This window comes from Ruminococcus bicirculans (ex Wegman et al. 2014), from assembly GCF_000723465.1.
Lineage (GTDB): Bacteria > Bacillota > Clostridia > Oscillospirales > Ruminococcaceae > Hominimerdicola > Hominimerdicola aceti.
The window spans coordinates 658,291-683,337 of record NZ_HF545617.1 but is presented as its reverse complement, the minus strand read 5'-3'; the positions used below and the strand labels follow the sequence as shown (position 1 = coordinate 683,337).

Below are 25,047 nucleotides of genomic sequence, written 5' to 3'. Positions count from 1 at the left end.
GCGCAGCTCTTTGCTTTATAAAGCCATAATATGTTGGGCATTGTGCTCGCAAAAAAAATAATGCGCAAAAGGGGCTTCTGTTGATAAAATGTGAATGTGTTCACATTTGGGGATTTTCTCCTTATGTGCTGCAATTCAGCAAGGAGGAAACCAAAGGATTTGTCAACATGACAAAACCGCCGCAACCAAACTCGGTTGCGGCGGTAATTTTATCTGCTATGAATTATTGTTCTTGCTGTAATACTCTGTCTGCTTATCGTAGACCACTTTCGGTGTGTAACGCTTTATGGCCTTGTTGTTCACCTTGATGTCAAGCTTTTCTACCCAGCTTGTTAATTTCTTCTGAAATTCATCGCTCTTCATTTCTTTTAGAAGATCTTCATGATTGTCCTTGGCATATTCTGTATCTCTGTCCTTAACATCGCCCTTGATAAGAATGTAATATGCGTTATCGTCCTCATAAGCTGTTGCAACGTCTGTGCTCATACCGCTTACTTCTTTGAGTATCTTGCCGTTTGTAGTGTCTTTCTGTGAATCGTCCATTTCACCATAGTTCACCATTTTCTCATTTGCATATGGGTCTGGCTCTGATGATGAGCTGTCTGTTGACGAGTCACTGTCTGCAGCGGAGCTTGATTCTGCTGTGCTGTCAGATACAGAAGATGTATCATCGGAAGCTGTAGAACTTGTGTCGCTTTCTGCTACAGAAGAAGTGTCGTCAGAAGTCGTGCTGCTGTCTGAGGCTGATGAATCGCTGTCAGTGGCGGAGCTTGAATCTGCGGCTTTCTTTGAAGCAACATAGTCGTTGTACTCGTCTATAATGCTGTCGAAATCGTCAAACGAAACGCCCTGAGCCTTTTCAAGGAACTCATCTCTTTTTGCCTTGGCTTCCTCATTTGCAGCGTCTGCTGAGTCTGTAGAAGAATCGGTGGCTGATGATGAAGAATCAGTTGATGCTTTAGTTTTTGCAAAGGAAATGGATTTATATCTCAGGTAGTTATCATCAAGATACTTCACCATTTCATCGTCTGAAACGGCTTCCTCGCCGCCCTCTGCATAGTAGTGATCAAAAAGCTCTTCCCTCATTTTCGAGCCTTTGAGTGCAAGCTTTACAGATTCCTTTGAGATACCCTCTGACTCGTAAAACTCGCCCTGAGAATCCCATGTGCTGCTTATGCTGTCATTAATGGACTTTATATCCTCATCTGAAAGAGTAAGTCCAAGCTCGTTGAACTTGTCAACTACAGCCGCATACTCCTTAGTTGCAGTGAGAGCATAATCTGAAAGATACTCGTCAAATTCCTTTCCGTCTACCTTCTGATCGAAATAGTCCTTTTTGATGCCTTTCTGATAATACATCATCGTCATTTGATATGACATTTCTGTAAGCTCATTATAAATGTAGATACCTGCGTTTATCTTGCTGTCACCTGCTGTCATCACATAGCTTGTGTCTGAGCAAGAGGTAAGGCTTGCAGTACAAAGCAATGCGGCAGTAAGAGCAGCCGTTATTTTTTTAGCTTTAGCCATTTTATTATCCATTTCCTTTCCGAAAAAATCGTCTTACTAACAGGCAGAAAACCGCCTTAACTTTTACATTATACTACATTTGAGCCTATAAGTCAAGTGGATATGTGTCTCTCACACGCAAAAACGGACGATCACTGACCGTCCGTTGTAATGCACTGATATTTTATCTATTGCTATTTCCTGTTTTTATGTCTTTCCAATTTACTTGCGTACATTATCTTATCCGCCTGTGTAAACATATCTTCAAGCTCGTGGACATCTGTTATATGTTTACAAATACCGCCTATACTAACGCTGACCTCAAACTCGTTACCTGCAAACTTGTTATATACCCTAAGCCGGTCGTTGACCCTTGCAGAAAATCGTTCAGGATAGTTGTCGTTATAGTCGTTACAGCCTATCACCACAAACTCATCGCCGCCTACCCTTGCACATATCTCGTTATTTTTTGTCGATGCCAAAACTGCGTCTGCGATCGCTTTTATTGCAATATCACCGCAGTTATGGCCAAAATTATCATTTATCTTTTTAAGGCAGTCCAGATCGCAGACAGCGATAAAAGCCTTATTTTTCGGATTTGACATTCTGTCAACAACAAACTGGATATTTTTCTCAATGCCTATTCTCGAATAAACACCTGTCATAGCGTCACGGACTGCAAGATTAGCTATGGAGTTTCGTATCCGCATTGATTCCAGAGCATTGCTTACATGATTTGTCCAATTACGATAAGTGATATCTATCGATTTTATTTCGTCACCGTAAGACAATACAGCATAGCCATAGCACCGATCTATAAAATGTACCGGAGTGATAAAGAATGCACAAGGGCTTTCTCTTTCTTCATCCAGATCAGGAAATATCTCTTTGAGTTCAAAAGGATCATGAAGAGTTCTGCTTTTGCCGTCAACATTTCTTATATAAAGCACCATATTTTCTGTATATTCCTTTGGAACAGTGGAGATCTCACCGACTATCTCATGCTCTCCAAGGCAATCCTCATTAAGGCAGAGATAATATCTCTTCTGACCAATGATAAGATAGAGAAAATATTGTATCCTGGCCATCAGATCATCGGGATCTTTAGAGCAAGCCATTATATCGGTCATACTGCTGTCCAAAAAGTCATGATAATTCATCTTGTTCTGAGATGATAAAAGATCACGCTTTGTATAGCTGTAATCCTCATGACAGCCGCAGGAAGCACCTATCTCCACCTTGCCGCCGTCCTCTATAATGCCCTGCGGTTCAACGCCTTTGATCCTTGCCTCAATGGTCATTACTGCGTTCACGCCAGTTTCAAAGATCGGCGGTGAGCAAGAGGTTATAGCTGGCACGCAATGGATAGCCTCGTCTATTGCGTCATAACCTGCAACTATCATATCCTCAGGCACGCTCAAACCGTTTTTCTGATATTCATGTACAACGCCTATAGCCATATAATCTCCACAGCAAACGATAGCGTCAGGCTTTTTACGTCTGCCATAGATGATATTATTTGCCACCTCTGCCGCTTTATCATACCAGAAGCCTCCGTCAAAGCAGACAAAGTCCGGATCATACTCTATGCCATGCTTTTCAAGGGCACGCTTATATCCCGCAAGCCGTTCACGAGTGGTGGCAGTCTCCAGCGCACCGCTCAGAAAAAGTATCTTCCTGCATCCATGGACCTCGATAAGGTGTTCTGTCAATTGCATAAAAGGTATTTCGTCACGGGTATAAATACTTTCATAGTCCTTATAGCTTCCATCTATAAAAACCACAGGAACATGACATTTCTCATCTATATCCCTGCATATTTTGTCAAAAAGCCCAGGCATTTTTAATGTATCTGCCAAAACGATAACGCCATCGAGCTTATCATAATTTATAGCGTCATATATCTGCATTTCTCCAGCAGACACTGCTTTTAAGAATGACACTTTGACAAAGCTTGTGAAGATAAGCACATCATAGTCAAGCTGAAAAGCCTTTGTCATTACGCCTCTCAGCAATCTTTCCTGATAATAGCTTTCTGCCTCAGACAATATCACTCCAATGCGTTTTCTTCCCAAAATGTCTCACCTTCTCTATAATGTCGCATTTAGACGCACTTCACCCTACAGTCATTCAAATATTATACCACATTTGCCTCGAGTTGTCAAAGGCATTTTGTGAATTTTCGTAAACTTTTTAAAGACTTTTTTATTTTTGTGGTAAAATTATTAAGATATTTTCAATATTACCAATACATATATTTGATTAAATTTGTTATAAATCAACCAAATGATTTGCTTAATCGTTTTCGAGATTGCGAAAATTTTCGGTAACATGTTCATATAGAAAATAAAATGAAAACTTTTCAGAATATTGTTAATAAAGCATCGCAGAGAAAACTTTTTTTACACAGTAATTCTGAATAAGAAAAGAACAAAAAAGTTTCAAAAATGTCTTGACAAGTAAAAGATCATATGGTATAATATTAAAGTCGCTTAGATAGTGTGACACATATAAAAAATGATAAACTGGAGAAGTCGCCTAGCCCGGTTTATGGCGCACGACTGGAACTCGTGTATGGGTTAATAGCTCATCGAGGGTTCGAATCCCTCCTTCTCCGCCAAAAAATCTCGTAAACACGTTGTTTGCGAGACTTTTTTATTTTCTAAAGATATGACACGAAAAAAACTTAATAAGCAAAAAAAATCGGACAGCCCGAAGACTGTCCGATTGAATGTTTTTGTGATTATTCTATGGTCGTGATGTCGCTTCCGAACCAAGTTGTTGATATCTCAGCGAGCTTGCCGTCCTGCTTCATTTCGTGAAGGATCTCCTCGATCTTGTCGCAAAGTGCCTGATCACCAAGTCTGAAGCCGATAGCGTACTCCTCTGGGTCAAGGCCGTCAGGAAGCACCTTGTAATCCTTGCCTGATGTGGATATCTCGTAGTTTGCAACTACTGAGTCAAGGAACGCTGCGTCTACCATGTTAAGCTCCAACTGCTGGAGGGCTTCAACATTTGTTGCAAGCTCCGTTGTTGTCGCACCATTTGCTACAACGTCAGATGCAAGAAGTGTTTCCTGTGCTGTTGAGCCGTTCTGCACGGCAATGTTCTTGCCTGCAAGATCAGCCTGTGAAGCAACGTCGCTTGAGCCGTTTACAACGAACACCATTTCATTCTTCATGTAAGGCTCGCTCATGAGCATTACTTTCTTTCTCTCATCGCTGACAGAAAGGCCGTTCCAGATACAATCTATTGTGCCTGCATTAAGATCCTGCTCCTTTGTATCCCAGTTTACAGAGTAAGTTTCAAGTTCTACACCAAGTCTTGAGCAAACTTCCTTTGCAACGTCGATATCAAAGCCTACGATGTTGTCGTTCTCGTCCGTGTAGCCCATTGGCTTGAATGTTGGGTCAAGACCAAGCACAAGCTTGCCTGAATCAAGAACTTTCTGAAGTGAGTTATCCTCGCCTGTTGCAGCGGCTGTGCTGTTTGTGCCTGCTGCTGATGAAGAATCAGATGTGCTTCCGCAGCCTACAGCCAAAAGCATCATGGCAGCAGCGGAAAGTGATGCGATAGTCTTAAAAATAGATCTTTTCATTATTAACTTCCTTTCGGGTATCGTCAAAATACCATTTCATACGTTTTAACACTTTAATATAATAACATATTATAACGTCACTGTCAATTATCATTATTGCCCAAACCTTTGCAGGCTGTGGGTGCTTTTTCATAGAAAATGACCGCAGATAGGCGAAAATCAGCACTTGCCCAGCTTTTTCGCTCTTTCCATAAACCTTGCATACTTGCCTATTACCGCTTCTCCCTGTGTGATACCTGCATTTTTCAGTATCTCCAAAGGCTTTTCGGGATAGTCTGCTGTATATTCAAGCTCCAACTCATAGTCGGTCACGCCGAGATATTCGCTTTTGTCTAGGCATATCTCAACATGGTCGAAATCGGTGCAGAGCTTGCGCTGAGTATGCAAAGAGCCTGTAAGGTCAGCGGCAGGGAAATCTCTCCCCACAAGCTTTGAAAGCTCCTGTGCGGTGAGCTTTTTAGGCAGGCTGTCAAGCTGTTGTTCATACTCTTTTTTCACATGAAGCGCACCATTTTCGGAGATAGGTGCTTTAAGCTGCAAAAAATACTTATCCCCTATTTGTCTTACCCTGATACTTGTCATGCCTGAATCTCTTTGCGGGATATAATAAAAATTGGTCTGCTCTATTATTTTGCCCCACTGAAAAAGCTTTACAGCGGTGTTATATTGTTCTTTTGTGAGAGAAATTTTTATCTCACGCTCTATATTTTCGCTCATGATATCCTCCTGCTTTAATACTTTAGGCAACACCGCACAAAGCCCGCCTGACGGCTTTGCACGCCATCTGCTTGCAGATTTTCCGTCATATCACACAAAAATCCCTTGACATACAACAGTATGCCTGCGGAATTTTTATGCAATCTGACAAAAAATCTGACTACGCATCTGACGCACAATCTTTGTGCGGTATTGCCTTTATTTTATTATAACAATATCACAATATAATGTCAACATGAATATGGTTGACAAATTCCCATAAAAATAGTAGAATTTAATTAGTAATTTGATTATTTTAAGGAGAGTTTGAGATGTCAAGAATATTGACGCCACAGCAGAAGATAGAGCGGAGCATCGTTACTGATTTTCGCAGAGATATATGGAACAAGTTCGTTATGGGATATGAGCGTTACGATATGATAAAGCCGGGGGACAAAATAGCGGTGTGCATATCAGGCGGCAAGGACTCAATGCTCCTTGCTAAGTGTATGCAGCATTTGCAGAAATATCAGGGCATGGATATCGGGCTGGAGTTTATTGTGATGAACCCCGGCTACAGCGACGCAAACAGGCAGAGGATAATCGACAATGCGGCGCTTATGGGAATACCCATAAAGATGTTTGAAACAAAGGTCTTTGACATTGCATACAACACAAAACGCAACCCATGCTATCTTTGTGCAAGAATGAGACGTGGCTGGCTTTACAAATTTGCGCAGGACCTTGGATGCAACAAGATAGCTTTGGGACATCATTTTGATGATGTTATAGAAACCATACTCATGAGCATGGTATACGGAGGACAGATTCAGACTATGATGCCGAAGCTACACTCGAGGAACTACGCAGGCATGGAGCTTATCAGACCACTGTACATGGTGAAAGAGGCGGACATTATCCGCTGGGTGGAGCAGAACGATCTGCATTTTATCCGCTGTGCCTGCCGTTTCACTGAGAGCTACGAGGGGCTAGAGAAAAAAGGTGAAGTATCAAAGCGGCAGGAAATGAAGGAGCTTATAGCAAAGTTTCGTGCCACCAATCCCAACATCGAAAACAATATCTTCAAGAGCGTTTACAACGTCAATCTGCGCACTGTGATACAATACGAATACAAGGGCAAGAAGTACAATTTTATGGACACATATGATGATTACGACCCAAGTGTTCAGGCAGATGACGATGATGATGAGGGAATAGAGTAAAAAAGTTGTGAAAAGGGCTTGACAAAGCGGCAGAGATAGTGTATAATATATTACTGTAATTGGTTTGCTGCTATGGCTCAGTAGGTAGAGCACGTCCTTGGTAAGGACGAGGTCACCGGTTCAAGTCCGGTTAGCAGCTCCATATTGGTGATACCAAATGGATATTCACCTGAAAAAGCCCGTATTTACGGGCTTTTTTGATGTTTAGAAAGCGGAAAATTTTAGTGTAAAACCGTGGATGCTTTTCACCGGTTTTCACGAAAAAAGGGAGTCGAACCCTACACAACAAAAAATATCGAACATAACGGCAGACTTTGAGCAGATTTCGCTCTGAGCCTGCCGATTTGTTATGAAAAAATAATCACAAAGTTTTAAAGGCTGTTTTGTCTATTGTCACGAATTTAAGTGACGATGATAAAACAGCCTTTTTTCATTTCTAAGGAAAGGTTGTGATACCAATGTGGCAGCTATACTATTAAAAAACAAAAAACTATACGAACGGAGGAATGACAATGAATGAAAAACTTGTGATCAATGCAAATCTGCTCCGCAAAGAGCCAGAGTTCGGTACAAGAGTTTGCGTGGTGGAAAAGGCAGAAGCAGTCACCCATGACAAATTTGAACGCCTGAAAAGGCATCCGATGCAGGACAATGATCTGATCGCAGAAAACACAGACCTTATGTTCTGCGACGTAAATAATCAGTATCATTGCCTGCTCATATACGATGACGATCAGGGCGACGGACTGCTGATCGAATCAGAGGGCGCACCTTATGCACGATATGCTCAGTATATTCCAAATGCAAAACTGCTTTACGAAAATCATATGCAAATGCATTTGCAGGAAATGAAATTTTACTGCCCTCTTGAGATCAGCAGATGGGACGATGATGAATACAATGAAATCTCACCCAATGAGGCTTCTGCTTACGAATCGGAGATAAATTATTTTATCAGCGATTTTAATCTGCCTGAGGAAAAAGAGCGAGGTCTGATGCATTGGTACAATAGAGGAAATTCTGTTGACCAAAAGGTGTTTTCGGCATTTATGTCTGTCGAAGAAAATGACGAAGAACTTGTGGGAGTTGTTACAGCAAGCGTTTACGGTCAGCTTACGAAAGATGAACTTGAAGATCTCCGTGAATATTTTATCGGTCAGCTCAGCGACGGTGCAGGAGAGAGTCTGGAACAAAGACCGATAAAAACTCCTGACGGCGAGATCTATGTCAGCTTTTGGAGTTTTGATGACAGCTGGTCATTGCAAACGACGGAGGAAATGGATCGCACTCAATCCAAAGAGCTGACCGAAGAACCTGAAATGACATTGTGAGGTGATTTATGATGTATTACGAAAAGAAAGTAGAATGGCTGAAAGAACGATATCCCGAAGGAACTCGCATCTGCCTTGACAGAATGAATGATGACCCGTTCCCTGTTGAGTCGGGGACTCTTGGCAGGGTCGATCACGTTGATGACATAGGCACTTTGCATTGTGTCTTTGACAATGGCAGAATGCTTGGCGTGCTCCCAGGCGTGGACGATTTTCACGTTATCAGAGAAGAATCGGAACAAACAGAGGGAGAAGAAATGAATATGTCAATGTAACAGTCAAGTTAAGGAAGCTTGGCCGTTTTTTATTGCGGAAAGGAACGTGGTAAATGATAAAATATTTCGATATCTTTGCAGGTATCGGCGGATTTCGCTCAGGGCTTGAAAAAGCAGGCGGATTCAAGTGCGTCGGTTATTGTGAAATAGACAAATATGCAAAGAAAGCATACGAAACGTTGTACGATACAAGAAACGAGGTGTATTACGATGACGCAAGAAAGATCGACCCAAACGAGCTGCCTAATCTCGACCTTATATGCGGAGGCTTCCCTTGCCAAAGCTTTTCAATCGCTGGAAAAAGGGGCGGATTTGACGACGCAAGAGGAACTCTGTTCTTTGAAATTGCCAGAATCGCTGCCGTTAAAAAACCTAAATATCTGCTGCTTGAGAACGTACCCGGATTGTTATCGCATGACTCAGGCAGGACGTTTGCGACCATCCTTGGTTCGCTGGACGAATTGGGGTACGATGTCGCATGGCAGGTGCTTAACAGCGCAAATTTTAGAGTCGCCCAATCCCGAAAAAGAGTGTATATTATCGGATTTCATAGAGAAAAGTGTTCCGGAAAAGTATTGTCTTTCACAGATGCAAATCCAAAAACTCTTGTCAAAAGAATTTCAGGCAGAGAGGGCAACAGAGTATATTCAGCCGACGGACTGAGCATAACCCTTACAAGTCAGGCTGGCGGTTTCGGAGGAAAAACAGGCCTTTATGAGATAATCGGCCTGCCGATAAAATCAAAAACTAAGTCGGGCTATCAGATCGCTCTGCCCGGCGACAGTATTGATCTCGCCTACCCTAACATTAATTCAAGACGAGGACGTGTAGGTCACGATGTAGCACACACGCTGACAACAAGCTGTAATCAGGGATATTACGCTATGTGTATCGATATGAATCCCGAACCGAAAGTTACAGAGCTTGCGAGGTGCATAACGTCAAGGCAGGACAGCGGTATAGGTCACCATAAAGGAGAAAAGTCGGGGGTGATCGTGATTAGCGATCCGATTGCGGTGCTTACTCCCGAAAAGGAGAAAGTTCGTCAGCAAGGGCGAAGATTTAAACTCCCAAACGAACCGATGTTTACGATAACTGTCACCGATAAACACGGGGTGATCTACTGCGGATATATCCGCAGGCTCATGCCTTTGGAATGCTGGCGTTTGCAGGGGTTTACAGACGAGCAGTTCAACAAGGTGGCGGCAACCGGAATGTCCGACGCACAGCTTTACAAGCAGGCAGGAAATGCCGTTACTACGAATGTTATTGAGGCTCTTGCAAGGTTTATTTTAGAAATTGACAAGGAGAATGCAAATGAATAATATGATAAAGATATTTGAAAATGAGGAATTTGGTTCGCTCAGAATTTTAAAGGAAGATAACGGCAGAATCATGTTCTGCGGCAAGGATGTGGCTTCTGCATTGGGCTACAGCAACACAAAGGACGCAATAAGGCGGCATTGCAGGTGGGGCGTGAAACACGACCTACCTCATCCGCAGTCCCCAAGCAAGACCATTAAGATGATTTTTATTCCTGAGGGCGATGTTTACAGACTTGTCGCACACAGCAAACTGCCAAGAGCTGCGGAATTTGAGTCGTGGATATTTGATAAGATCCTGCCTCAAATCAATCAAACAGGCGGCTACGTAGCTAACGAAGATATGTTTATCGATAACTATCTCCCATTCCTCGACGAGCCGTATCAGAATCTTTTCCGTCTGCAGATGATGGCGATAAATCAGCTCAACGAGCGTATCCGCCACGACGAACCGTTGGTGGAGTTTGCGAAACAGGTTTCTGATACAACCAATCTCATTGACATGAACGCTATGGCGAAGCTTGCGAGAGCCGAAAATATCCCTGTCGGCAGAAACAGGCTCTATAGTTGGCTGAAAGGAAAAGGCGTGCTTATGGCAAACAATCTCCCCTATCAGACTTTTATCGACTGCGGATATTTTGCTGTTAAGGAGTCGGTTTTTGAAACTCCGACTATGACAAAGACCTATCAGCAGACGTTTGTTACGGGAAAAGGTCAGCTTTTTATCATAGGTCTGCTGAGAAAATATTACGGAAAGGAGATGTCGTGATGTCCAAAAAGCCAAAATGTCCGCTGATAGGGCAGGACGGAAATATCTTTAATCTTATGGGCATAGCCTCAAAAACGCTGAAAAGGAACGGAATGTATGATGAGGCAAAGGAAATGTGCAGCAGAATAACATCTTCGGGCAGTTACTATGAGGCCTTGAATGTTATCGGCGAGTATGTTGAGATCACGTCGACCGATGATGAACAGACAGAAGATGAGGATATGGAAATGGAGATGATGTAAATGACGTATTTGTTCATTGGAATGATGATAGGTGTTATCATCGGAACAACGATAGGTTCTCTTGCCGTGGCTTTTAAGTCTGCTGAAAAAGAGATCGCACGTCTTGATAAGGAGGTCAAAGATGCACACAAACAGAGTTAAAGCCAAAGTAGACTTCAAGTTCTGTATGGGTAATATTCCTGCAATGCTGAGAGCAACAAAGCCTGTGCTTTCGGAAAAGCAATACAAGGAGCTGTGTAATGAGGTAAACAAAGCCGACGGCTACCTTGAACAGAAACGCATCATATTCAGCTATGTTGACCCGATAATCAAGGGCTGAAAACAGCGTAAAATCTAATATTTATTAAGGTCGTTTTGCCAACAGCAGATCAAAAATCTGGTGCTTGCAAAGCGACTTTTCTGCTGTTGGTTCTAACGGCAGAATAGGAGTAAATTGAAAGCAAAGCTTTCAATTACGAGTTTTGTGCTTTGCACAAAACATCGGAAGGAGGTGTGCCTCCTTTCGGAGGCAAATTATATATGAACAGTTTTATGTCATGGGTAGGGGGAAAGAAGAATCTTCGTGACGAGGTTCTTGCAAGATTTCCACCTTACTATGAAAGGTATATAGAGGTTTTCGGCGGCGCAGGCTGGGTGCTGTTTCACAAGCCGCCCGGTGCAGATTTTGAGGTGTACAATGACTTCAATTCAAATCTTGCAAATCTTTACCGCTGCGTTCGTGACAAGCCTGCAAAGCTGAAATACAAGCTTAGGTATGTGCTTGATTCAAGAGAAGATTTTGAGTATTTAGCCCTACTTCATAAGCGTGGCATTTTGCCAAGACTTTATGACGTTGACAGGGCGGCTAAGTTTTATCAGCTTATACGTTACAGCTATGCAAGCGGTCTTGACAGCTTTGGAAGTCAGCCGCATTCGATATGGTCGGACTTCCCTATGATCGACCTTGCCGCAAGAAGATTGCAGAAAGTAGTTGTTGAGAACAAGGATTTTGAAAAGCTGATTAAGCAGTACGATAGACCAGTAAGTTTTTTCTACTGCGATCCGCCCTACTTTGCTACCGAAAGTTACTACAAGGACGTGGGATTTACGGCAAAGGATCATATCAGACTGCGTGACACACTTTTAGAGATCAAAGGCAAGTTCTTGGTTTCATACAATGACTGTCCGGAGATAAGGGAGATATGGGACAAGCCTAATACCCACATCGAGGAGATAAGCAGACTTAACAACTTAGCACAGCGTTATGACGCAGGCTGTCAGTACGGCGAACTGCTTATCTCAAATTATGACACAAGCGAAAGGGCAAAGGCAGTTCGTCAGCTTTCGCTCTTTGACAATTAAACGATCACGGAGGTTTGATTTATGAAAAATGGTATATGTACAAAAGGATTTATCAATGAGTTGGGAGACATAGAAGTACCCGGTGTGTTCTTTGAAGAGGGAGCGGAGGTGGATCTGAAAATATGGGTCGAGAGAGGAAGATTTGAGATCGCCCTTTTTCCTTCAGAGAATGAGAGTAAGCACCATGACTGCGGCATCTCAGAGGAGGAGATACAGCGTACCTGTGCAATGTTTGATGACTGCGGCGATTGTCCGCTGAAAGAGTATTGTGAAAGTGAGGCAAAAGAATGAGGATACTTGTGTTTGAACCTCTGAAAGAACCGTATGTGAAAGATATCGAGGACGATATCCAGGCAATGCAGGAGGTGGTCGGAGGAAGCATTGAACCTATATATTTTGAGCAGACAAATGACGCACTTTGCTGGTGCAATGATGAGTTTCTGCTGAACGGTTCAAAGCCTAACAGGATAGTTGGAAATACTCTTGTTCACGGCACTTTCTATATTTCTGGCAACTGTCTGAACGAATACGGAGAGTGGGATTCTTGTTCACTTGCTGATAAACAGATAGAAAAGTACAAGCAGCAGTTTGATCATATCATAGTGGATCTGCCCGGTATCGGGCTGGTTGCTGTTAGAGAAACAAGACCTGAAGTGATCGAACCGCTTGAAGAATTTGAAGAGTCACCGGAGATAAGTATGTAGTTTGCTAAAGCTTATGCTGTGCAAATTGTGACAAAGGTAGAACTTCAATAAAAAGTCTGGATTTTAAAGTATTAGTGTGATATATTGCTTGTCAAGGAGCGTGATAATATGAAAAAAGCAATGGTCATATCAATATTCTGTGCGGTATTTTTATCAGCCTGTGGAAATATATCGGAATCCACAGAAAGCGAAAACTCTTCAGTAGCTAGTCAAACTGCGGCCACGGCTATAGTTTCCGCAGAAACATCGGCAAAGGAAGAAATGGATACAAGTGAAACCACAGCGACCATTAAAAAGAGTTCGCAGACGGTATCATCTTCCTCAAAGCCGACAGATACTGAGGTAACTGCGGCTAAGAAATCAAGCACTTCAAATACAGGCGGCAATTCGGTTCAGGGGCAGAATAACGCTGTACAGGGTAATAACCAAGCTGTGCAGAATAATACTCCATCCAACAATTCTCAGGATAATAACTTAGCGGAGCAGAACGCCCAGCCGTCCAATGAGAAGCCTCAGAATGCCACCAAATCAACAACGGCAAAGCCGTCAGCATCGGCAGTACCTACGGTAACAAATCCGCCTGTCGCAAGGACAAAGCCTGAGACTACAACAGTGCCGCAGACTCAACCACCCTCGCCGATGCCTACTGAGGAAGAAAGATATATGGATATCGGCAGAAGCTTATTTCATAACGGCTCTGATTACAGCAAGGCAGAGGCGGTATACAACTGGATGACTGAAAACGGTTCGGGAACTTGTGTGAATTATTCGTGGCAGACCTACTATTTGTGCAAAGGTACAGACCTGGAATGCTATCTTACATGGATGCCGTCAAAACTGTATGGTCATGTAGCAAATGTTGTTAAGGTAAACGGAACATGGTTTGTTCTTGATACGCAGGGACAAGGATTTCTGCTGAATAACGACTGCGGATTCAGCGAAATAATAGATATTGATGAATCATATGTATCAGGGGCGGATTTGATAAGCAACCAAAGATATGATGAAATATATTAAAATGTGCAAACGAAAGAGCTGAAATCCGGCTCTTTTTCTTTGCAAAAATGAAAAGGAGAAATGCACTTTATGTTCAAAAAATCGAAAATATTAAAGAAGCTCGGTGCAGGGTTCATGGCAGGACTCTGTGCTTTTTCTATGTTCGGCTCATCTATGAGCGGAGTTATTACGGCAAATGCCGCAAGTTCATCGACTGAAAACGCAGCATTCCCGTCGGCAGATACGGTGATCGCAAAAGCGGCGAATTTGCTGGGTACGCCGTATACCTATGGAAACAAGGGCTACTGGTATGCGTATGATCAGGGACAGTACACTCCGCTGTCGGTGCAAACGATCAACAACCTCGGTATCGACTGTTCGGGTCTGGTGTACTATACGCTTACACAGCTTGGCTACAGCACTTCGGGATTTTCATGGAACAACCCTGTGCCTGTTGACACAGATCATTGGCTTACAGTCAATGATAACTGCACCATAACTTACGACGGAAAGACTTCAAAGGTTGAAGTCGAAAAGAAAAACATCAAAACAACAGACCGCCCATATTGGGAGTGTGCTGATGGTTCGGTTATTACAGCAGGTTCTGTGGTGGTCGCTCAGAATCCGAGTGGTGAGGATCACGCTTGGATATATATGGGCGAATTTGATTCAAGAAACGATGTGGTAAGCTACCTTAAGTCTATCGGCGTTTCGGAAAGTCTTATCAATTCCAAAACAGTCGGGGACGGCACAGGCGCAGGAGGTACACACTGGAGAATCGAATCAAACGGTTCTGAGGGCGTTGTTATCAACAACAAGACTGACGGTAAGACCGCTACCGCTATGAATATGTCGGCGTTCAGGATCACAAAAAATGATGTGAAATTTGAAATAACCAAGGTTCTTGCTTCGGACAAAACGGTTAAAATTTCAGGTACAAGCAAGGTGGACGGCACGGTTGCAAAATACGGAGTATATACCGATAAGGCTTGTAAAAACAAGGTCGGCGAGATCACTATCGGCAAGGACGGAACAGGCTCCATTCAGTTACCCGAAAAGCAGTATTACGTTAAGGAGATCTCCGCACCGACAGGTTACAGTATCTCTGAAGAAGTGTTCGCATTAAAGGCTGACGAAAATATATTTGTGACCGAAGATTTTACGAGAGGCACAATTAAGGTCAACAAGACCGCCGAAGATGGAATCGTAAGCGGCAGAGAGTTCAAGGTCACAGGAAACGACGGCAGCAGTTACACCAAGAAAACCAATGCAAACGGCGTTGCCGAATTTAACGGATTAAAGGTATACAACACATCTACGGGCAAAGCGATCACCTACACCGTATCCGAGATCAATGTAGATACAAGATACGAAGTTCCTAAGGCTCAGAATGTTACGCTTACAAGCGGAGATGTTGATCTGACTGTGAATGTAAAGTTCAACAATCAACTTAAAACGGGCTCGATAAAGATAAATAAGCAGTCTGAGGATAATCAGAACGGTGATAGGGAGTTCACTATTACGGGCAACGGTAAGACCTACACAATTAAAACAGGTTCGGACGGTGTTGCAATTCTTTCCGATATTCCCGTTTACAACAGCAGAAACGAGAAGATCGTGTACACCATTTCCGAGAAAAATGTTCCAATAAGATATGTAGTTCCTGCGGATCAGACAGCAACTCTTACTGCTGACGCAACCACAACTAAGACATTCAAAAATATCCTCAAGAAATTTACTGTAGAGGTGAAAAAGCAGGATTCCAAAACAGCATCAGCACAGGGCAATGGAACGCTTGCAGGAGCAGTTTACGGACTGTACAAGGACGGCGAGCTCGTAGATACCTATACGACCGATGAAAACGGATATTTCAAGACAAAAGAGTATGTCTGCGGAAACTACACTGTTCAGGAAATTTCGCCAAGCGAGGGCTATCTGCTTGATGAAACAGTTTACTCAGTTGGTGCAGAAGCTGAGAATTATTTCATTGAGCATAACCCACTTTCTATGACAGTGACTGAGGACGTTATCAAGGGAAATATCGCAATGATCAAGCATTCCGATGACGGCTCTACTCAGATAGAAACTCCCGAAGTGGGAGCTGAATTTGAGGTGTATCTGAAATCTTCGGGGTCTTATGCAAATGCTGTTGAAACAGAACGTGATTACCTGACGTGCGATGAAAACGGATTTGCACAAACCAAGGATATGCCATACGGAATTTACACCGTGCATCAGACCAAGGGCTGGGAAGGTACTGAGTTTATGGCTGATTTTGATGTGAAAATTTCGGCTGACGGTCAGACCTATCGCTACCTCATCAACAATGCAGAATTTAAAAGCTATATCAAGGTAGTAAAAGTGGATTCCGAAACGGGAAAAACCATTCCTTACGAGGGTGCAGGCTTTGAGATCTATGATTCAAACGGTCAGAAGATCTCAATGACTTTTGCATACCCTACCCCAACCACAATCGACACTTTCTACACAAACAGCGAGGGCTATCTGATCACTCCCGAAGTTCTTCCCTACGGTGAATATTCGCTTGTTGAGGTTCAGGCTCCTGTGGGTTATGTTCTGGACAGTACGCCTGTGTCTTTCACAGTTTCTGCTGATAACGCAGAGGAAGAAAATGCCCTGACGGTTATTAAAGTCCGCAAAGAAAACACCGCTCAGAAAGGAAAAATCAGCGTTCGGAAAACAGGCGATATTTTCACAAGCGTGGCAACGGCTTCCTCCGCATACACCAATGAAAACGGTGAAATGATCGTGAATCCAACAACTTACACTCCCGTGTTTGCAGACGGAGATCTCAGCGACGCAGTATTTCAGGTGATCGCTGTAGAGGATATCGTTACACTCGACGGTACAACAAGAGCTTATGCAGGAGATGTTGTTTCGGAGATCACGACAGACGAAAACGGCTATGCCGAAACCGAGCCGCTTTATCTCGGCAAGTATGAGGTCAGAGAGACCAAAGCTCCATACGGTTATGTGTTGAACAATAAGCCTAAAGATGTTGAGCTGACATATGCAGGGCAGGAATTTGAGGTGAGAGATACTGTGAATACAGCTTTTGAAAATGAGTATCAGAGCGTGAGGATATCGCTTTCTAAGGTTATGGAAAGTGATGAACTGTTCGGGATCTACGGCAAGGACTACTATACGAGCGTTCGTTTCGGGCTATTCACCGCAGAAGATATTACTGCCGCTGACGGTACGGTTATTCCTGCGGACGGAATGATTTCAGAAGTTTCACTTGATGAAAATATGACCGCAAAATTTGATGTACAGATACCTTTCGGCAGGTATTATGTTCAGGAAATTGCAACCGATGAACACTATGTTCTCAGCGGCGAAAAGTATCTTGTAAACTTCGAATATATGGGACAGGACATTCAGACTGTGGATATTGACTGCGGACAGTTTGTAAATCTTCTCAAGCGTGGCAGGATAGAGGGTCACAAGGTAGATGATAAGAGTGAACCTCTTGAAAATGCTGTGTTCGGGCTGTTTACTGCCGACTGCGTGAAGTTCAGCAGAGATACTGCAATAATGACTGCCGCTTCAGATGAGAATGGCTGTTTTGAGTTTACAGATGTTCCTTTCGGACAGTATATCGTTCGTGAGATAGAAAGTCCGAGTGGATATATTCTTAGCGACAAGGAATATGCTGTCAGCATTTCAGAGGACGGAGAGGTTATTGAGATAACTACGGAAAACAAACCTATTACTGTTGAGATCTCCAAACGTGATGTGTACGGAAACGAACTTGTGGGTGCTGAAATGGTGCTTGAAAATGCTGACGGTGAGAAAGTTGATAAATGGACTTCCGACGGCACAAATCACATTGTTTCAAAGCTTGGTGCAGGTGAATATGTGCTTAAAGAAATTGCCGCACCCGACGGTTATATTATTGCGACAGACATTAAGTTCAACGTTGATGTTTACGGCAATGTTACCGTAGAAAACGTTGATTCAACAGCCGTTTCAGATAACGGCTATCCGCTTATCGTTATGGTGGATGATACCACTAAGGTTCGTATTTCAAAGCGGGACATTACAACAGGTGAGGAACTGCCTGGTGCAACGCTCCAAATCATTGACGAGGACGGAAATGTTGTTGAGGAATGGGTATCCACGGACGAGGCTCACTTCATCGAAGGAAAGCTGATCGCAGGCAAGGAGTACACGCTTCGTGAAACTATCGCTCCCGACGGTTACGAGATTGCAAATGAAATCAAGTTCACGGTAAACGCTGACGGCAGCGTGACCGAAGTCGTTATGTATGACGAGCTTACACCTAAAACCACTACTCCGTATACAGGCGATAACCACAGTGATTTTGCGGCATTTGCACTTATGGGCGCTTCGCTCATAATCTTTCTTGTGCTGATCATTAGCAGAAAGAAAAATGATGACAAGGAGCCTGAAGATCATTCAGCTCTTTGCCCCGAATTTATTGAAATTGATGAGGATTGATCTATGACTAAGAAAACCAAAGCTATTCGCACTATTGCGGCTGTGACCGCAGCCGCCCTCCTCGGAGGGGGAATTTATCTTCTGGTGAAAAACGACGTGGCTCAGAAAATCAATTGGCAGGATATTCTGATCTATGCTCCTACCCCGATAGCGAGAGAAACGCTTGATGAGGCAGTCAACAATAGTTCTGACAAGCCATCGGCGGACAGAGTTCCCGAAGATACAAAAAAGGAGCTTACAGCACAGGTACGGCAGCTTTCCAACGAGCATAGTGACTCCGTGGCCTGGCTGTATATCCCCGGTACAAATATCGATTACCCGGTCATGCAGTCGGAAGATAATGAATATTACGCTCACAGGGCGGCGGACGGAAGCTATCTCTATGCAGGCTCGCTGTTTATGGACTACCGCTGTTCAAGTGATTTTTCGGACTTCAACAGCGTTATTTATGGTCACAATATGGGCAATGGAACGATGTTTGCAGATATTCCGAATTACGAAAACGAGGAATATTTCATGGAACACAGCTACGGCTGGCTGACTACCGATGACAATGTTCGGTTGATAGATTTCTTTGCGGTTGCAAGAACTACAGACACAAGCGGACTTTATCTTGCTGATCCGACCTTTGAAGAGTGGGATTTACAGCTCAGAAACTGCGCGAGTATTTACAAGGAGATCGGCATTTCCGAAGAAGATAACCTGATAACGCTGTCAACTTGTACTTCTGCAGAGGGTAACAGCCGCACAATTCTGGTAGGGAAAATTATCGAAAACAGAGAGGATGATGTGTAATGAGATCAAAAAAGAAAATCATTGCGGCGGCAGTAAGCGCATTTTGTTTTGTGCAGATGATGTCAATAACCGCTTATGCTTCGGGCGATGTTGCGGGGGCGGTGACAAGCACTTGGACTACAGCAAGAGCACAGGTCGTTTCAGTCGTAAACAATGTGGTGTTTCCCGTGATAGACGTTATACTTGCAGTTCTGCTGTTTGTGAAGATAACACTCGCATACCTCGATTATCGCAAACACGGTCAGCTTGAATGGACGCCGATCGCTATCATTTTCGGCTGTTTGATCTTTTCCCTGACCTGTCCGCTGTACATCTGGAGCATAATCTGATAGGGGGGAAAATGAATATGAAAGCAAAAGCATTGACTGCAATTTTAGCAGCGTTTATGCTGACAATGACAGCTTGCGGAACGATCAGTCCGCCGATCCAGAATGCTGTTACGGAAACAACTACTACAACCACAGCCGAGTCCATACACGACTCGGCTGCCTCTTCAGGGGCTGAAAGCAGTTTAGAGGATGAAAAGATAAAGACGGACACCTTTATTGCCGAATTTTTCGATTCCGATATATCCTTTGTGGATACAAGTGAATTGGTAGCGGAAGCTATGAAAGGCTGTTCTTTTGATAATGAAATCGATGATTCAAATGGTGTGCAGAAGATAACGCTTAAAGGCACAAACGGAGGTGGTTCTGTTGAGGTGATGTGTATTGATCTGAGTAAAAGCGGTCTTTCTTACGATATGGAATATATCCTTGAAAATTTAGGGGATCATTACTTCAGGCAGACTGCTGCTCAGATGAACGGTATCACAGCGGACGATTTTGTGTCCGATTACAGAATGACAAGCAGCGTTGTATCAAAGGGAAAATATCAGCGTTATGCGTCAGTCCAGAAAACTGATGGAATGGCGTCGCAGTTTGGATACACTGAGACCTACGCTGTTCTTAGTGAAAACAAGCTGACCGTTGCGTCGGGTGCTTTTCTCAGTTCGGATATGATGGAGAGGCAGAGTTTTTCGCAGCTGATGAGTAAGTTTGCGGAGAATGTCAAGTATTAAGGCGGTGATAAAGTGCCATATATCCCATTTACAGACGAACAAAAAGTCCTTGCCAACAGCGTAGACCTTGAGCAGTTTCTCAGAATGCGAGGAGAAAAGCTTGAACGTGTTGGCAGAGAGCATAAGCTCATTTACTGTGACAGCTCCGGCAGGCACGACAGTATAACTATCCGTGGATCAAAATGGTTCGACCATAAAAATCAGACAGGCGGCGGAGCAATAAAGTTTATGCAGGAGTTTTATGGTATGGACTTTCAGACTGCGGTTCAGGAACTGCTTGGTCGGAGCATATCTCCGCTGTCTAACAGCCCACCGAAAGCGGATAAACAAGAGCAAAAAACAAGAGAATTTAAACTTCCAGAACCGAACAGCGATATGCACAGGGTATACGCCTACCTCATAAAACAGCGGTTTATCTCGGCTGACATCATCACACACTTTGCCAAACAGCATACCCTCTATGAGGATAAAACCCACCACAACGCAGTATTTGTCGGACTTAATGAAAATGGCGAGCCTAAGCAGGCACATAAGCGGTCAACAAACAGCGTTGGAGGTACGTTTCGTATCACTTGCGGCGGTTCTGATACCCGTTACAGCTTTGCACATTTCGGAGAAAATGAACGACTTTATGTATTTGAAGCTCCCATAGATATGCTGAGTTTTCTTACGCTTTATCCGAAAGATTGGCAGAAACACAGCTACATCGCTATGAACGGAGTTTATGAAAATGCTGTTTTGACGGCTTTAAAAAACCATTCTAACCTGTCAGAAGTCATTCTCTGCGTTGATAATGACGAGGGCGGTATCGAGGCTGTTGACCGTTTAAAGGATATTCTAAATGAGAACGGATATTCAAACGTAAAACGCCTTGCGCCTCCGTACAAAGATTGGAACGAGGTACTAAAAGCAAAGAATGGCGTTTATGCTCTTCCTGCTGTCCCTAACCAACATAAAGAAGAATATCATCGTCAGTCGAAAAATTTGCAGTATCTCAAATGCCGTCCGGATAAGCTGACGTCTCAGATCTATGCCACCTTCAAGAACGAACAATACAAATATCTCGCTGAGTATGCGCTGGCTGGCTCGGCATTTTTCATGCCCAAAAGTGAGCGAATTAACAGCGAATGTAAAGCATTTGAAAGGCTCCAACACAAACTCAAGGGTAGTTACAAGCCTTACACCGACAAGGGCAAAAAATCACAGAAACAGAGGAATTTGCAGGAGTGTGTTCAGACAGTGCTAAAGGACTTGCGACAGACCGCCCGTACCCGTGAGCAGTCGGTAAATACGGCAAAATTGCTGTATCAGCTCGCCGACAGCGCTGTAAGACTGTCTGTTGAGGAAACTTTAAATGCTCCTATGCAAGAGAATATTGAATCAGAAGATATAGTTTCAGAACCCGAACCTTGTATGGAATTCAGCTGATCAAGTTTTTTGGTTTTGTAAAGCAAAATTGAGGACATTGTCCTCAAAGAAAAACTTGCAGCAATAGCCGTTTGCGGCTATTGCTATACCCTCCGCCTCACAGCGCAATACCTTGAAGATAACAAACTAACTATCTTATTAAATACAAAAGATAGAATATTCTATGATTGGAAGTGAAAAATTGAATGAAAAACAAATGATTTTAATAGGCGTGCTTGCAGTGATTTTTGTTGCATTTTTAGTAGTTGTAAATCTGCTTGACAACAAGTCGCTTAACGGAATTAAGGCGAAAAAGGTCGGCAATGGACAGCACGGAACTGCGAGGTGGGCGACAAAAGCTGAGATAAAACGTACTTTTATCCCTCTGCCATTCGAGCCTGATAAATGGCGTAAGGGAGAAAATCTTCCGCAAAGCTCTAACGGAGATGTTATTCAGGGAACTGTGGTCGGGTGCAGAGGTTCAGGAAAGAAAACTGTTGCACTTGTGGATACCGGTGATGTCCATACGCTTATGATAGGAGCGGCAGGAGTCGGCAAGACCGCATACTTCTTGTACCCTAACATCGAACTCGCTTGTGCAAGCGGAATGTCGTTTATCTCGACGGATACAAAGGGAGATGTGGCACGAAATTATGGTACTATCGCAAGCAAGTATTACGGCTACAATGTTTCTGTGCTTGATCTGCGTAACCCTACACGCTCAGACGAAAACAATATCCTGCATCTTGTAAACAAGTATATGGACATTTATCTGTCCGATAAAAACAATCTTTCAGCGAAAGCAAAGGCTGAGAAATATGCTAAGATCACAGCAAAAACAATAATCAACATCGGCGGCGGTGACAGCCACAGCTACGGACAAAACGCTTTTTCCTACGATGCGGCTGAGGGTCTGCTTGCTTCCGTTATTCTTTTACTTGCGGAGTTCGGCGAAAAGAACGAACGTCACATCGTTTCGGTGTTCAAGCTGATACAGGACCTTTTGGCAAAGTATCAGCCAGACCCGAAAGCAAAACCTAAAATGTATTTTTCAAAGCTTATGGACAAGCTTCCAAGCGAACACAAAGCCAAATGGCTTGCAGGAGCGGCTCTGAATGCGTCCGACCAGTCTATGCTTTCTGTAATGTCGACTGCACTTTCAAGGCTCAACAGTTTTCTTGATTCTGAACTTGAACAAATGCTGTGTTTTGGAACGGCGATAGACGCCGAGAAGTTCTGCAATGAAAAGTCTGCTATTTTTATTGTTCTTCCCGAAGAAGATACGAGCAAATATTTTATGGTTTCACTTTTGATCCAACAGCTATACCGTGAGATATTAGTCATTGCAGATGAAAACGGCGGAAAGCTTAAAAACAGAGTTATGTTCTACTGCGACGAGTTTGGAACTTTTCCTAAGATAGAGGGTGCTGAATCTATGTTCTCCGCAGGACGTTCAAGAAAAATATCCATTGTGGCGATAATACAGTCCTTTGCACAGCTTGAACAGAACTACGGGAAACAGGGTATGGAGATAATAACTGACAACACTCAGCTTACTGTGTTCGGCGGATTTGCACCAAACAGCCAGAGTGCAGAGGTGCTTTCAAAAGCTTTGGGCGAACAGACTGTATTGAGCGGTTCGGTATCAAACGGCAGGGACAGATCTCAGTCATTGCAGATGATAGGCAGACCGCTTATGACTGTGGACGAACTGAAATCTATGCCGAAAGGACAGTTTATTGTTATGAAAACAGGAACGCACCCGATGATAAGCAAGCTAAAACTGTTCTTCAAATGGGGTATCAAGTTTGAAGAAGAATACAAACTTCCCGATAAGACCGCCCGTGCCGTTTCATACAAAGAGCGTGATGAACTGATAAAAGACGTTGAAGTGAAATATCCGCAGAAGAAAAAAGAGATCACGTTAGAATATGAGGAGCTGACGGCAAAGAAAAAGACAACTGTTAAAACGTAAAGGAGCTGATGCATATTGATATTTCCAAGAAGGATCTACGACTTAGGACTAAGTCACAAGGCGGTGGCTGTGTACTGCTATCTGGCAAACCGTGCGGACAAAAACGGAGAATGTTTTCCCTCTGTACGAAGGATAGCAGAAGATCTGAGCATACACAAAAGCACGGTGTATCGTGCATTTACAGAACTTGAAAACCGTGGATTGTTAGAACGAATACCTCGCTATCATATCCAAGGCGGACGCCGCAGCTCGCTTTACAGAGTAAAGGGCGAGATAACAAAGGCAGGAGGTGGTGCGGATGTTTGAATGGATCTCAGACGCCATTGACTGGATAAGCGACGGTATCTCATCGCTCTGGGACAACACAGTTGGTGCTGCCGCCGATGCGATAAGCGACGCTATTTGGGATATTATGTTTGAATGGATCTTCAATAAGGTGTATGGACTGATAGCGGAACTATTCACATTTATTAATGAGACTGCAACGGATATTTTTGCTCTGTCCTGGGTACAGGTGTTTGTCGGACTGTTTGGCAGTTTTGCGTGGATGCTTTTTGTCTGCGGACTTATCGTAGCTGTGTTCGATACGGCTGTCGCTTATGAATCGGGGCAGGCAAACATCAAGAACACCTGCATAAATGTACTGAAAGGTTTTATGGCAGCAAGTCTTGTGACGGTCGTTCCGCAAAGGCTTTATTCATTCTGCGTCAATATGCAGGGTACCTTTGCAACTGAACTGCTTGGAAATTTCATATCCGGAACGAGCGACACGATGGCGGACACCGGACTTGCGGTCATATTTGCCCTTGCTTCAGATATTTCGCTGTTCAGTCTATTTTTTATGATCTTATTCGGTTACTGCACGGTGAAAGTTGTGTTTGCAAACATCAAGCGTGGCGGCATAATGTTATGCCAGATAGCTGTGGGGAGCTTGTATATGTTCGGAGTTCCGAGGGGCTACACAGACGGATTTTACAGCTGGTGCAAGCAGGTCATAGCAACCTGCCTGACGGCTTTCTTGCAGACAACGATCTTGTATATCGGACTTCTGACTTACACTCAGCACCCATTGCTTGCGGTAGGGATATGTCTGTCGGCTAACGAAGTGCCGAGGATAGCTCAGATGTACGGGCTTGATACCAGCGTTAGAGTCAATATGATGAGTGTTAGTCATACTGTTTCTATGGGGGCTAAGGCGGTGAATATGATCAAGGGAAAAGCTTGATTTTACGTTAAACGTATGATATAATGACATTATTATTTCAAAACAAAAAGTGGTGTACGCTATGTTATTTGTTCAGCAAATTGAAATTGAATACAGA

24 protein-coding genes and 2 tRNA genes are annotated in these 25,047 nt (G+C 43.4%); 22 read left to right on the top strand and 4 right to left on the bottom strand.

Annotation, left to right across the window (positions count from 1 at the left end):
* Window positions 1–216: 216 nt before the first annotated feature.
* A complete protein-coding gene (locus RBI_RS13590) occupies window positions 217–1,530 on the bottom strand; it encodes a hypothetical protein (protein ID WP_041337591.1) in 1,314 nt (437 codons plus the stop codon).
* Between the two features lie 173 nt (window positions 1,531–1,703).
* Entirely contained in the window at window positions 1,704–3,584 is a 1,881-nt protein-coding gene (locus RBI_RS13585) for a GGDEF domain-containing protein (protein ID WP_081856075.1), read from the bottom strand.
* A gap of 452 nt (window positions 3,585–4,036) precedes the next feature.
* Between RBI_RS13585 and RBI_RS13580 the strand changes: the two genes are divergently transcribed.
* Window positions 4,037–4,129, top strand: a tRNA-Ser gene (locus tag RBI_RS13580).
* A 123-nt stretch (window positions 4,130–4,252) separates the two neighbouring features.
* Here the strand turns inward: RBI_RS13580 and RBI_RS13575 are convergent.
* Entirely contained in the window at window positions 4,253–5,107 is an 855-nt protein-coding gene (locus RBI_RS13575) for an amino acid ABC transporter substrate-binding protein (RefSeq protein ID WP_022287469.1), read from the bottom strand.
* A 159-nt stretch (window positions 5,108–5,266) separates the two neighbouring features.
* Entirely contained in the window at window positions 5,267–5,824 is a 558-nt protein-coding gene (locus RBI_RS14370; protein ID WP_022287470.1) for a CYTH domain-containing protein, read from the bottom strand.
* A gap of 311 nt (window positions 5,825–6,135) precedes the next feature.
* Here RBI_RS14370 and RBI_RS13565 point away from each other — a divergent pair, with 311 nt between their 5' ends.
* From RBI_RS13565 to RBI_RS13470, 21 genes are all read left to right on the top strand, one after another.
* A complete protein-coding gene (locus RBI_RS13565; RefSeq protein ID WP_041337587.1) occupies window positions 6,136–7,026 on the top strand; it encodes a tRNA lysidine(34) synthetase in 891 nt (296 codons plus the stop codon).
* 66 nt (window positions 7,027–7,092) lie between these two features.
* A tRNA-Thr gene (locus RBI_RS13560) sits at window positions 7,093–7,168 on the top strand.
* A gap of 370 nt (window positions 7,169–7,538) precedes the next feature.
* On the top strand, window positions 7,539–8,357 hold the full coding sequence (locus RBI_RS14365) for a DUF6329 domain-containing protein (RefSeq protein ID WP_051706988.1): 819 nt from the start codon (window positions 7,539–7,541) through the stop codon (window positions 8,355–8,357).
* Window positions 8,358–8,365: 8 nt separating this feature from the next.
* The gene (locus RBI_RS13550; protein ID WP_041337585.1) at window positions 8,366–8,632 is read left to right on the top strand and encodes a DUF4314 domain-containing protein; all 267 of its coding nucleotides are present in this window, start codon (window positions 8,366–8,368) and stop codon (window positions 8,630–8,632) included.
* A gap of 53 nt (window positions 8,633–8,685) precedes the next feature.
* The gene (gene dcm / locus RBI_RS13545) at window positions 8,686–9,957 is read left to right on the top strand and encodes a DNA (cytosine-5-)-methyltransferase (protein ID WP_041337583.1); all 1,272 of its coding nucleotides are present in this window, start codon (window positions 8,686–8,688) and stop codon (window positions 9,955–9,957) included.
* Window positions 9,950–10,723, top strand: a complete 774-nt coding sequence (locus tag RBI_RS13540; protein WP_041337581.1) for a phage antirepressor KilAC domain-containing protein — start codon at window positions 9,950–9,952, stop codon at window positions 10,721–10,723. Before dcm ends, RBI_RS13540 begins: the two co-directional genes overlap by 8 nt.
* Window positions 10,723–10,965, top strand: a complete 243-nt coding sequence (locus tag RBI_RS13535) for a hypothetical protein (RefSeq protein ID WP_041337579.1) — start codon at window positions 10,723–10,725, stop codon at window positions 10,963–10,965. The genes RBI_RS13540 and RBI_RS13535 overlap by 1 nt, the downstream gene beginning before the upstream one ends.
* On the top strand, window positions 10,966–11,106 hold the full coding sequence (locus RBI_RS14995; protein WP_158455166.1) for a hypothetical protein: 141 nt from the start codon (window positions 10,966–10,968) through the stop codon (window positions 11,104–11,106).
* Complete coding sequence (locus RBI_RS13530; protein WP_022288247.1) at window positions 11,087–11,284, top strand: hypothetical protein; 198 nt, start codon at window positions 11,087–11,089, stop codon at window positions 11,282–11,284. Before RBI_RS14995 ends, RBI_RS13530 begins: the two co-directional genes overlap by 20 nt.
* Window positions 11,285–11,496: 212 nt before the next feature.
* Complete coding sequence (locus RBI_RS13525) at window positions 11,497–12,306, top strand: DNA adenine methylase (protein WP_041337816.1); 810 nt, start codon at window positions 11,497–11,499, stop codon at window positions 12,304–12,306.
* 21 nt (window positions 12,307–12,327) lie between these two features.
* Window positions 12,328–12,597, top strand: coding sequence for a hypothetical protein (locus RBI_RS13520; protein WP_041337578.1), 270 nt, complete (start codon window positions 12,328–12,330; stop codon window positions 12,595–12,597).
* On the top strand, window positions 12,594–13,010 hold the full coding sequence (locus RBI_RS13515) for a DUF3846 domain-containing protein (protein WP_051706986.1): 417 nt from the start codon (window positions 12,594–12,596) through the stop codon (window positions 13,008–13,010). The genes RBI_RS13520 and RBI_RS13515 overlap by 4 nt, the downstream gene beginning before the upstream one ends.
* A 108-nt stretch (window positions 13,011–13,118) precedes the next feature.
* Window positions 13,119–14,027: a hypothetical protein gene (locus tag RBI_RS13510; RefSeq protein ID WP_041337576.1), complete on the top strand. Its 909-nt coding sequence runs from the start codon at window positions 13,119–13,121 to the stop codon at window positions 14,025–14,027.
* 69 nt (window positions 14,028–14,096) lie between these two features.
* On the top strand, window positions 14,097–18,488 hold the full coding sequence (locus RBI_RS13505) for a SpaA isopeptide-forming pilin-related protein (RefSeq protein ID WP_051706984.1): 4,392 nt from the start codon (window positions 14,097–14,099) through the stop codon (window positions 18,486–18,488).
* 3 nt (window positions 18,489–18,491) lie between these two features.
* On the top strand, window positions 18,492–19,283 hold the full coding sequence (locus RBI_RS13500; RefSeq protein WP_051706983.1) for a class B sortase: 792 nt from the start codon (window positions 18,492–18,494) through the stop codon (window positions 19,281–19,283).
* Window positions 19,283–19,612, top strand: coding sequence for a DUF3852 domain-containing protein (locus RBI_RS13495; protein ID WP_041337574.1), 330 nt, complete (start codon window positions 19,283–19,285; stop codon window positions 19,610–19,612). Before RBI_RS13500 ends, RBI_RS13495 begins: the two co-directional genes overlap by 1 nt.
* A 17-nt stretch (window positions 19,613–19,629) precedes the next feature.
* Window positions 19,630–20,343 carry a hypothetical protein gene (locus tag RBI_RS13490; protein ID WP_041337572.1) on the top strand — a complete coding sequence of 238 codons (714 nt, stop codon included), beginning with the start codon at window positions 19,630–19,632 and terminating at the stop codon, window positions 20,341–20,343.
* Between the two features lie 12 nt (window positions 20,344–20,355).
* Entirely contained in the window at window positions 20,356–21,771 is a 1,416-nt protein-coding gene (locus tag RBI_RS13485) for a DUF3991 and toprim domain-containing protein (RefSeq protein WP_051706981.1), read from the top strand.
* A gap of 196 nt (window positions 21,772–21,967) precedes the next feature.
* Window positions 21,968–23,725 carry a VirD4-like conjugal transfer protein, CD1115 family gene (locus RBI_RS13480; protein WP_081856087.1) on the top strand — a complete coding sequence of 586 codons (1,758 nt, stop codon included), beginning with the start codon at window positions 21,968–21,970 and terminating at the stop codon, window positions 23,723–23,725.
* Window positions 23,726–23,740: 15 nt separating this feature from the next.
* Complete coding sequence (locus RBI_RS13475; protein WP_041337570.1) at window positions 23,741–24,031, top strand: helix-turn-helix domain-containing protein; 291 nt, start codon at window positions 23,741–23,743, stop codon at window positions 24,029–24,031.
* On the top strand, window positions 24,024–24,950 hold the full coding sequence (locus RBI_RS13470) for a conjugal transfer protein TrbL family protein (protein ID WP_051706979.1): 927 nt from the start codon (window positions 24,024–24,026) through the stop codon (window positions 24,948–24,950). Before RBI_RS13475 ends, RBI_RS13470 begins: the two co-directional genes overlap by 8 nt.
* Window positions 24,951–25,047: the final 97 nt, after the last annotated feature.

Coding starts and splice junctions, on each gene's coding strand:
- RBI_RS13590 (WP_041337591.1), bottom strand. CDS start 1,530: ATGGCTAAAGCTAAAAAAATAACGGCTGCTCTTACTGCCGCATTGCTT.
- RBI_RS13575 (WP_022287469.1), bottom strand. CDS start 5,107: ATGAAAAGATCTATTTTTAAGACTATCGCATCACTTTCCGCTGCTGCC.
- RBI_RS14370 (WP_022287470.1), bottom strand. CDS start 5,824: ATGAGCGAAAATATAGAGCGTGAGATAAAAATTTCTCTCACAAAAGAA.
- RBI_RS13565 (WP_041337587.1), top strand. CDS start 6,136: ATGTCAAGAATATTGACGCCACAGCAGAAGATAGAGCGGAGCATCGTT.
- RBI_RS14365 (WP_051706988.1), top strand. CDS start 7,539: ATGAATGAAAAACTTGTGATCAATGCAAATCTGCTCCGCAAAGAGCCA.
- RBI_RS13550 (WP_041337585.1), top strand. CDS start 8,366: ATGATGTATTACGAAAAGAAAGTAGAATGGCTGAAAGAACGATATCCC.
- dcm (WP_041337583.1), top strand. CDS start 8,686: ATGATAAAATATTTCGATATCTTTGCAGGTATCGGCGGATTTCGCTCA.
- RBI_RS13540 (WP_041337581.1), top strand. CDS start 9,950: ATGAATAATATGATAAAGATATTTGAAAATGAGGAATTTGGTTCGCTC.
- RBI_RS13535 (WP_041337579.1), top strand. CDS start 10,723: ATGTCCAAAAAGCCAAAATGTCCGCTGATAGGGCAGGACGGAAATATC.
- RBI_RS14995 (WP_158455166.1), top strand. CDS start 10,966: ATGACGTATTTGTTCATTGGAATGATGATAGGTGTTATCATCGGAACA.
- RBI_RS13530 (WP_022288247.1), top strand. CDS start 11,087: ATGCACACAAACAGAGTTAAAGCCAAAGTAGACTTCAAGTTCTGTATG.
- RBI_RS13525 (WP_041337816.1), top strand. CDS start 11,497: ATGTCATGGGTAGGGGGAAAGAAGAATCTTCGTGACGAGGTTCTTGCA.
- RBI_RS13520 (WP_041337578.1), top strand. CDS start 12,328: ATGAAAAATGGTATATGTACAAAAGGATTTATCAATGAGTTGGGAGAC.
- RBI_RS13515 (WP_051706986.1), top strand. CDS start 12,594: ATGAGGATACTTGTGTTTGAACCTCTGAAAGAACCGTATGTGAAAGAT.
- RBI_RS13510 (WP_041337576.1), top strand. CDS start 13,119: ATGAAAAAAGCAATGGTCATATCAATATTCTGTGCGGTATTTTTATCA.
- RBI_RS13505 (WP_051706984.1), top strand. CDS start 14,097: ATGTTCAAAAAATCGAAAATATTAAAGAAGCTCGGTGCAGGGTTCATG.
- RBI_RS13500 (WP_051706983.1), top strand. CDS start 18,492: ATGACTAAGAAAACCAAAGCTATTCGCACTATTGCGGCTGTGACCGCA.
- RBI_RS13495 (WP_041337574.1), top strand. CDS start 19,283: ATGAGATCAAAAAAGAAAATCATTGCGGCGGCAGTAAGCGCATTTTGT.
- RBI_RS13490 (WP_041337572.1), top strand. CDS start 19,630: ATGAAAGCAAAAGCATTGACTGCAATTTTAGCAGCGTTTATGCTGACA.
- RBI_RS13480 (WP_081856087.1), top strand. CDS start 21,968: ATGATTTTAATAGGCGTGCTTGCAGTGATTTTTGTTGCATTTTTAGTA.
- RBI_RS13470 (WP_051706979.1), top strand. CDS start 24,024: ATGTTTGAATGGATCTCAGACGCCATTGACTGGATAAGCGACGGTATC.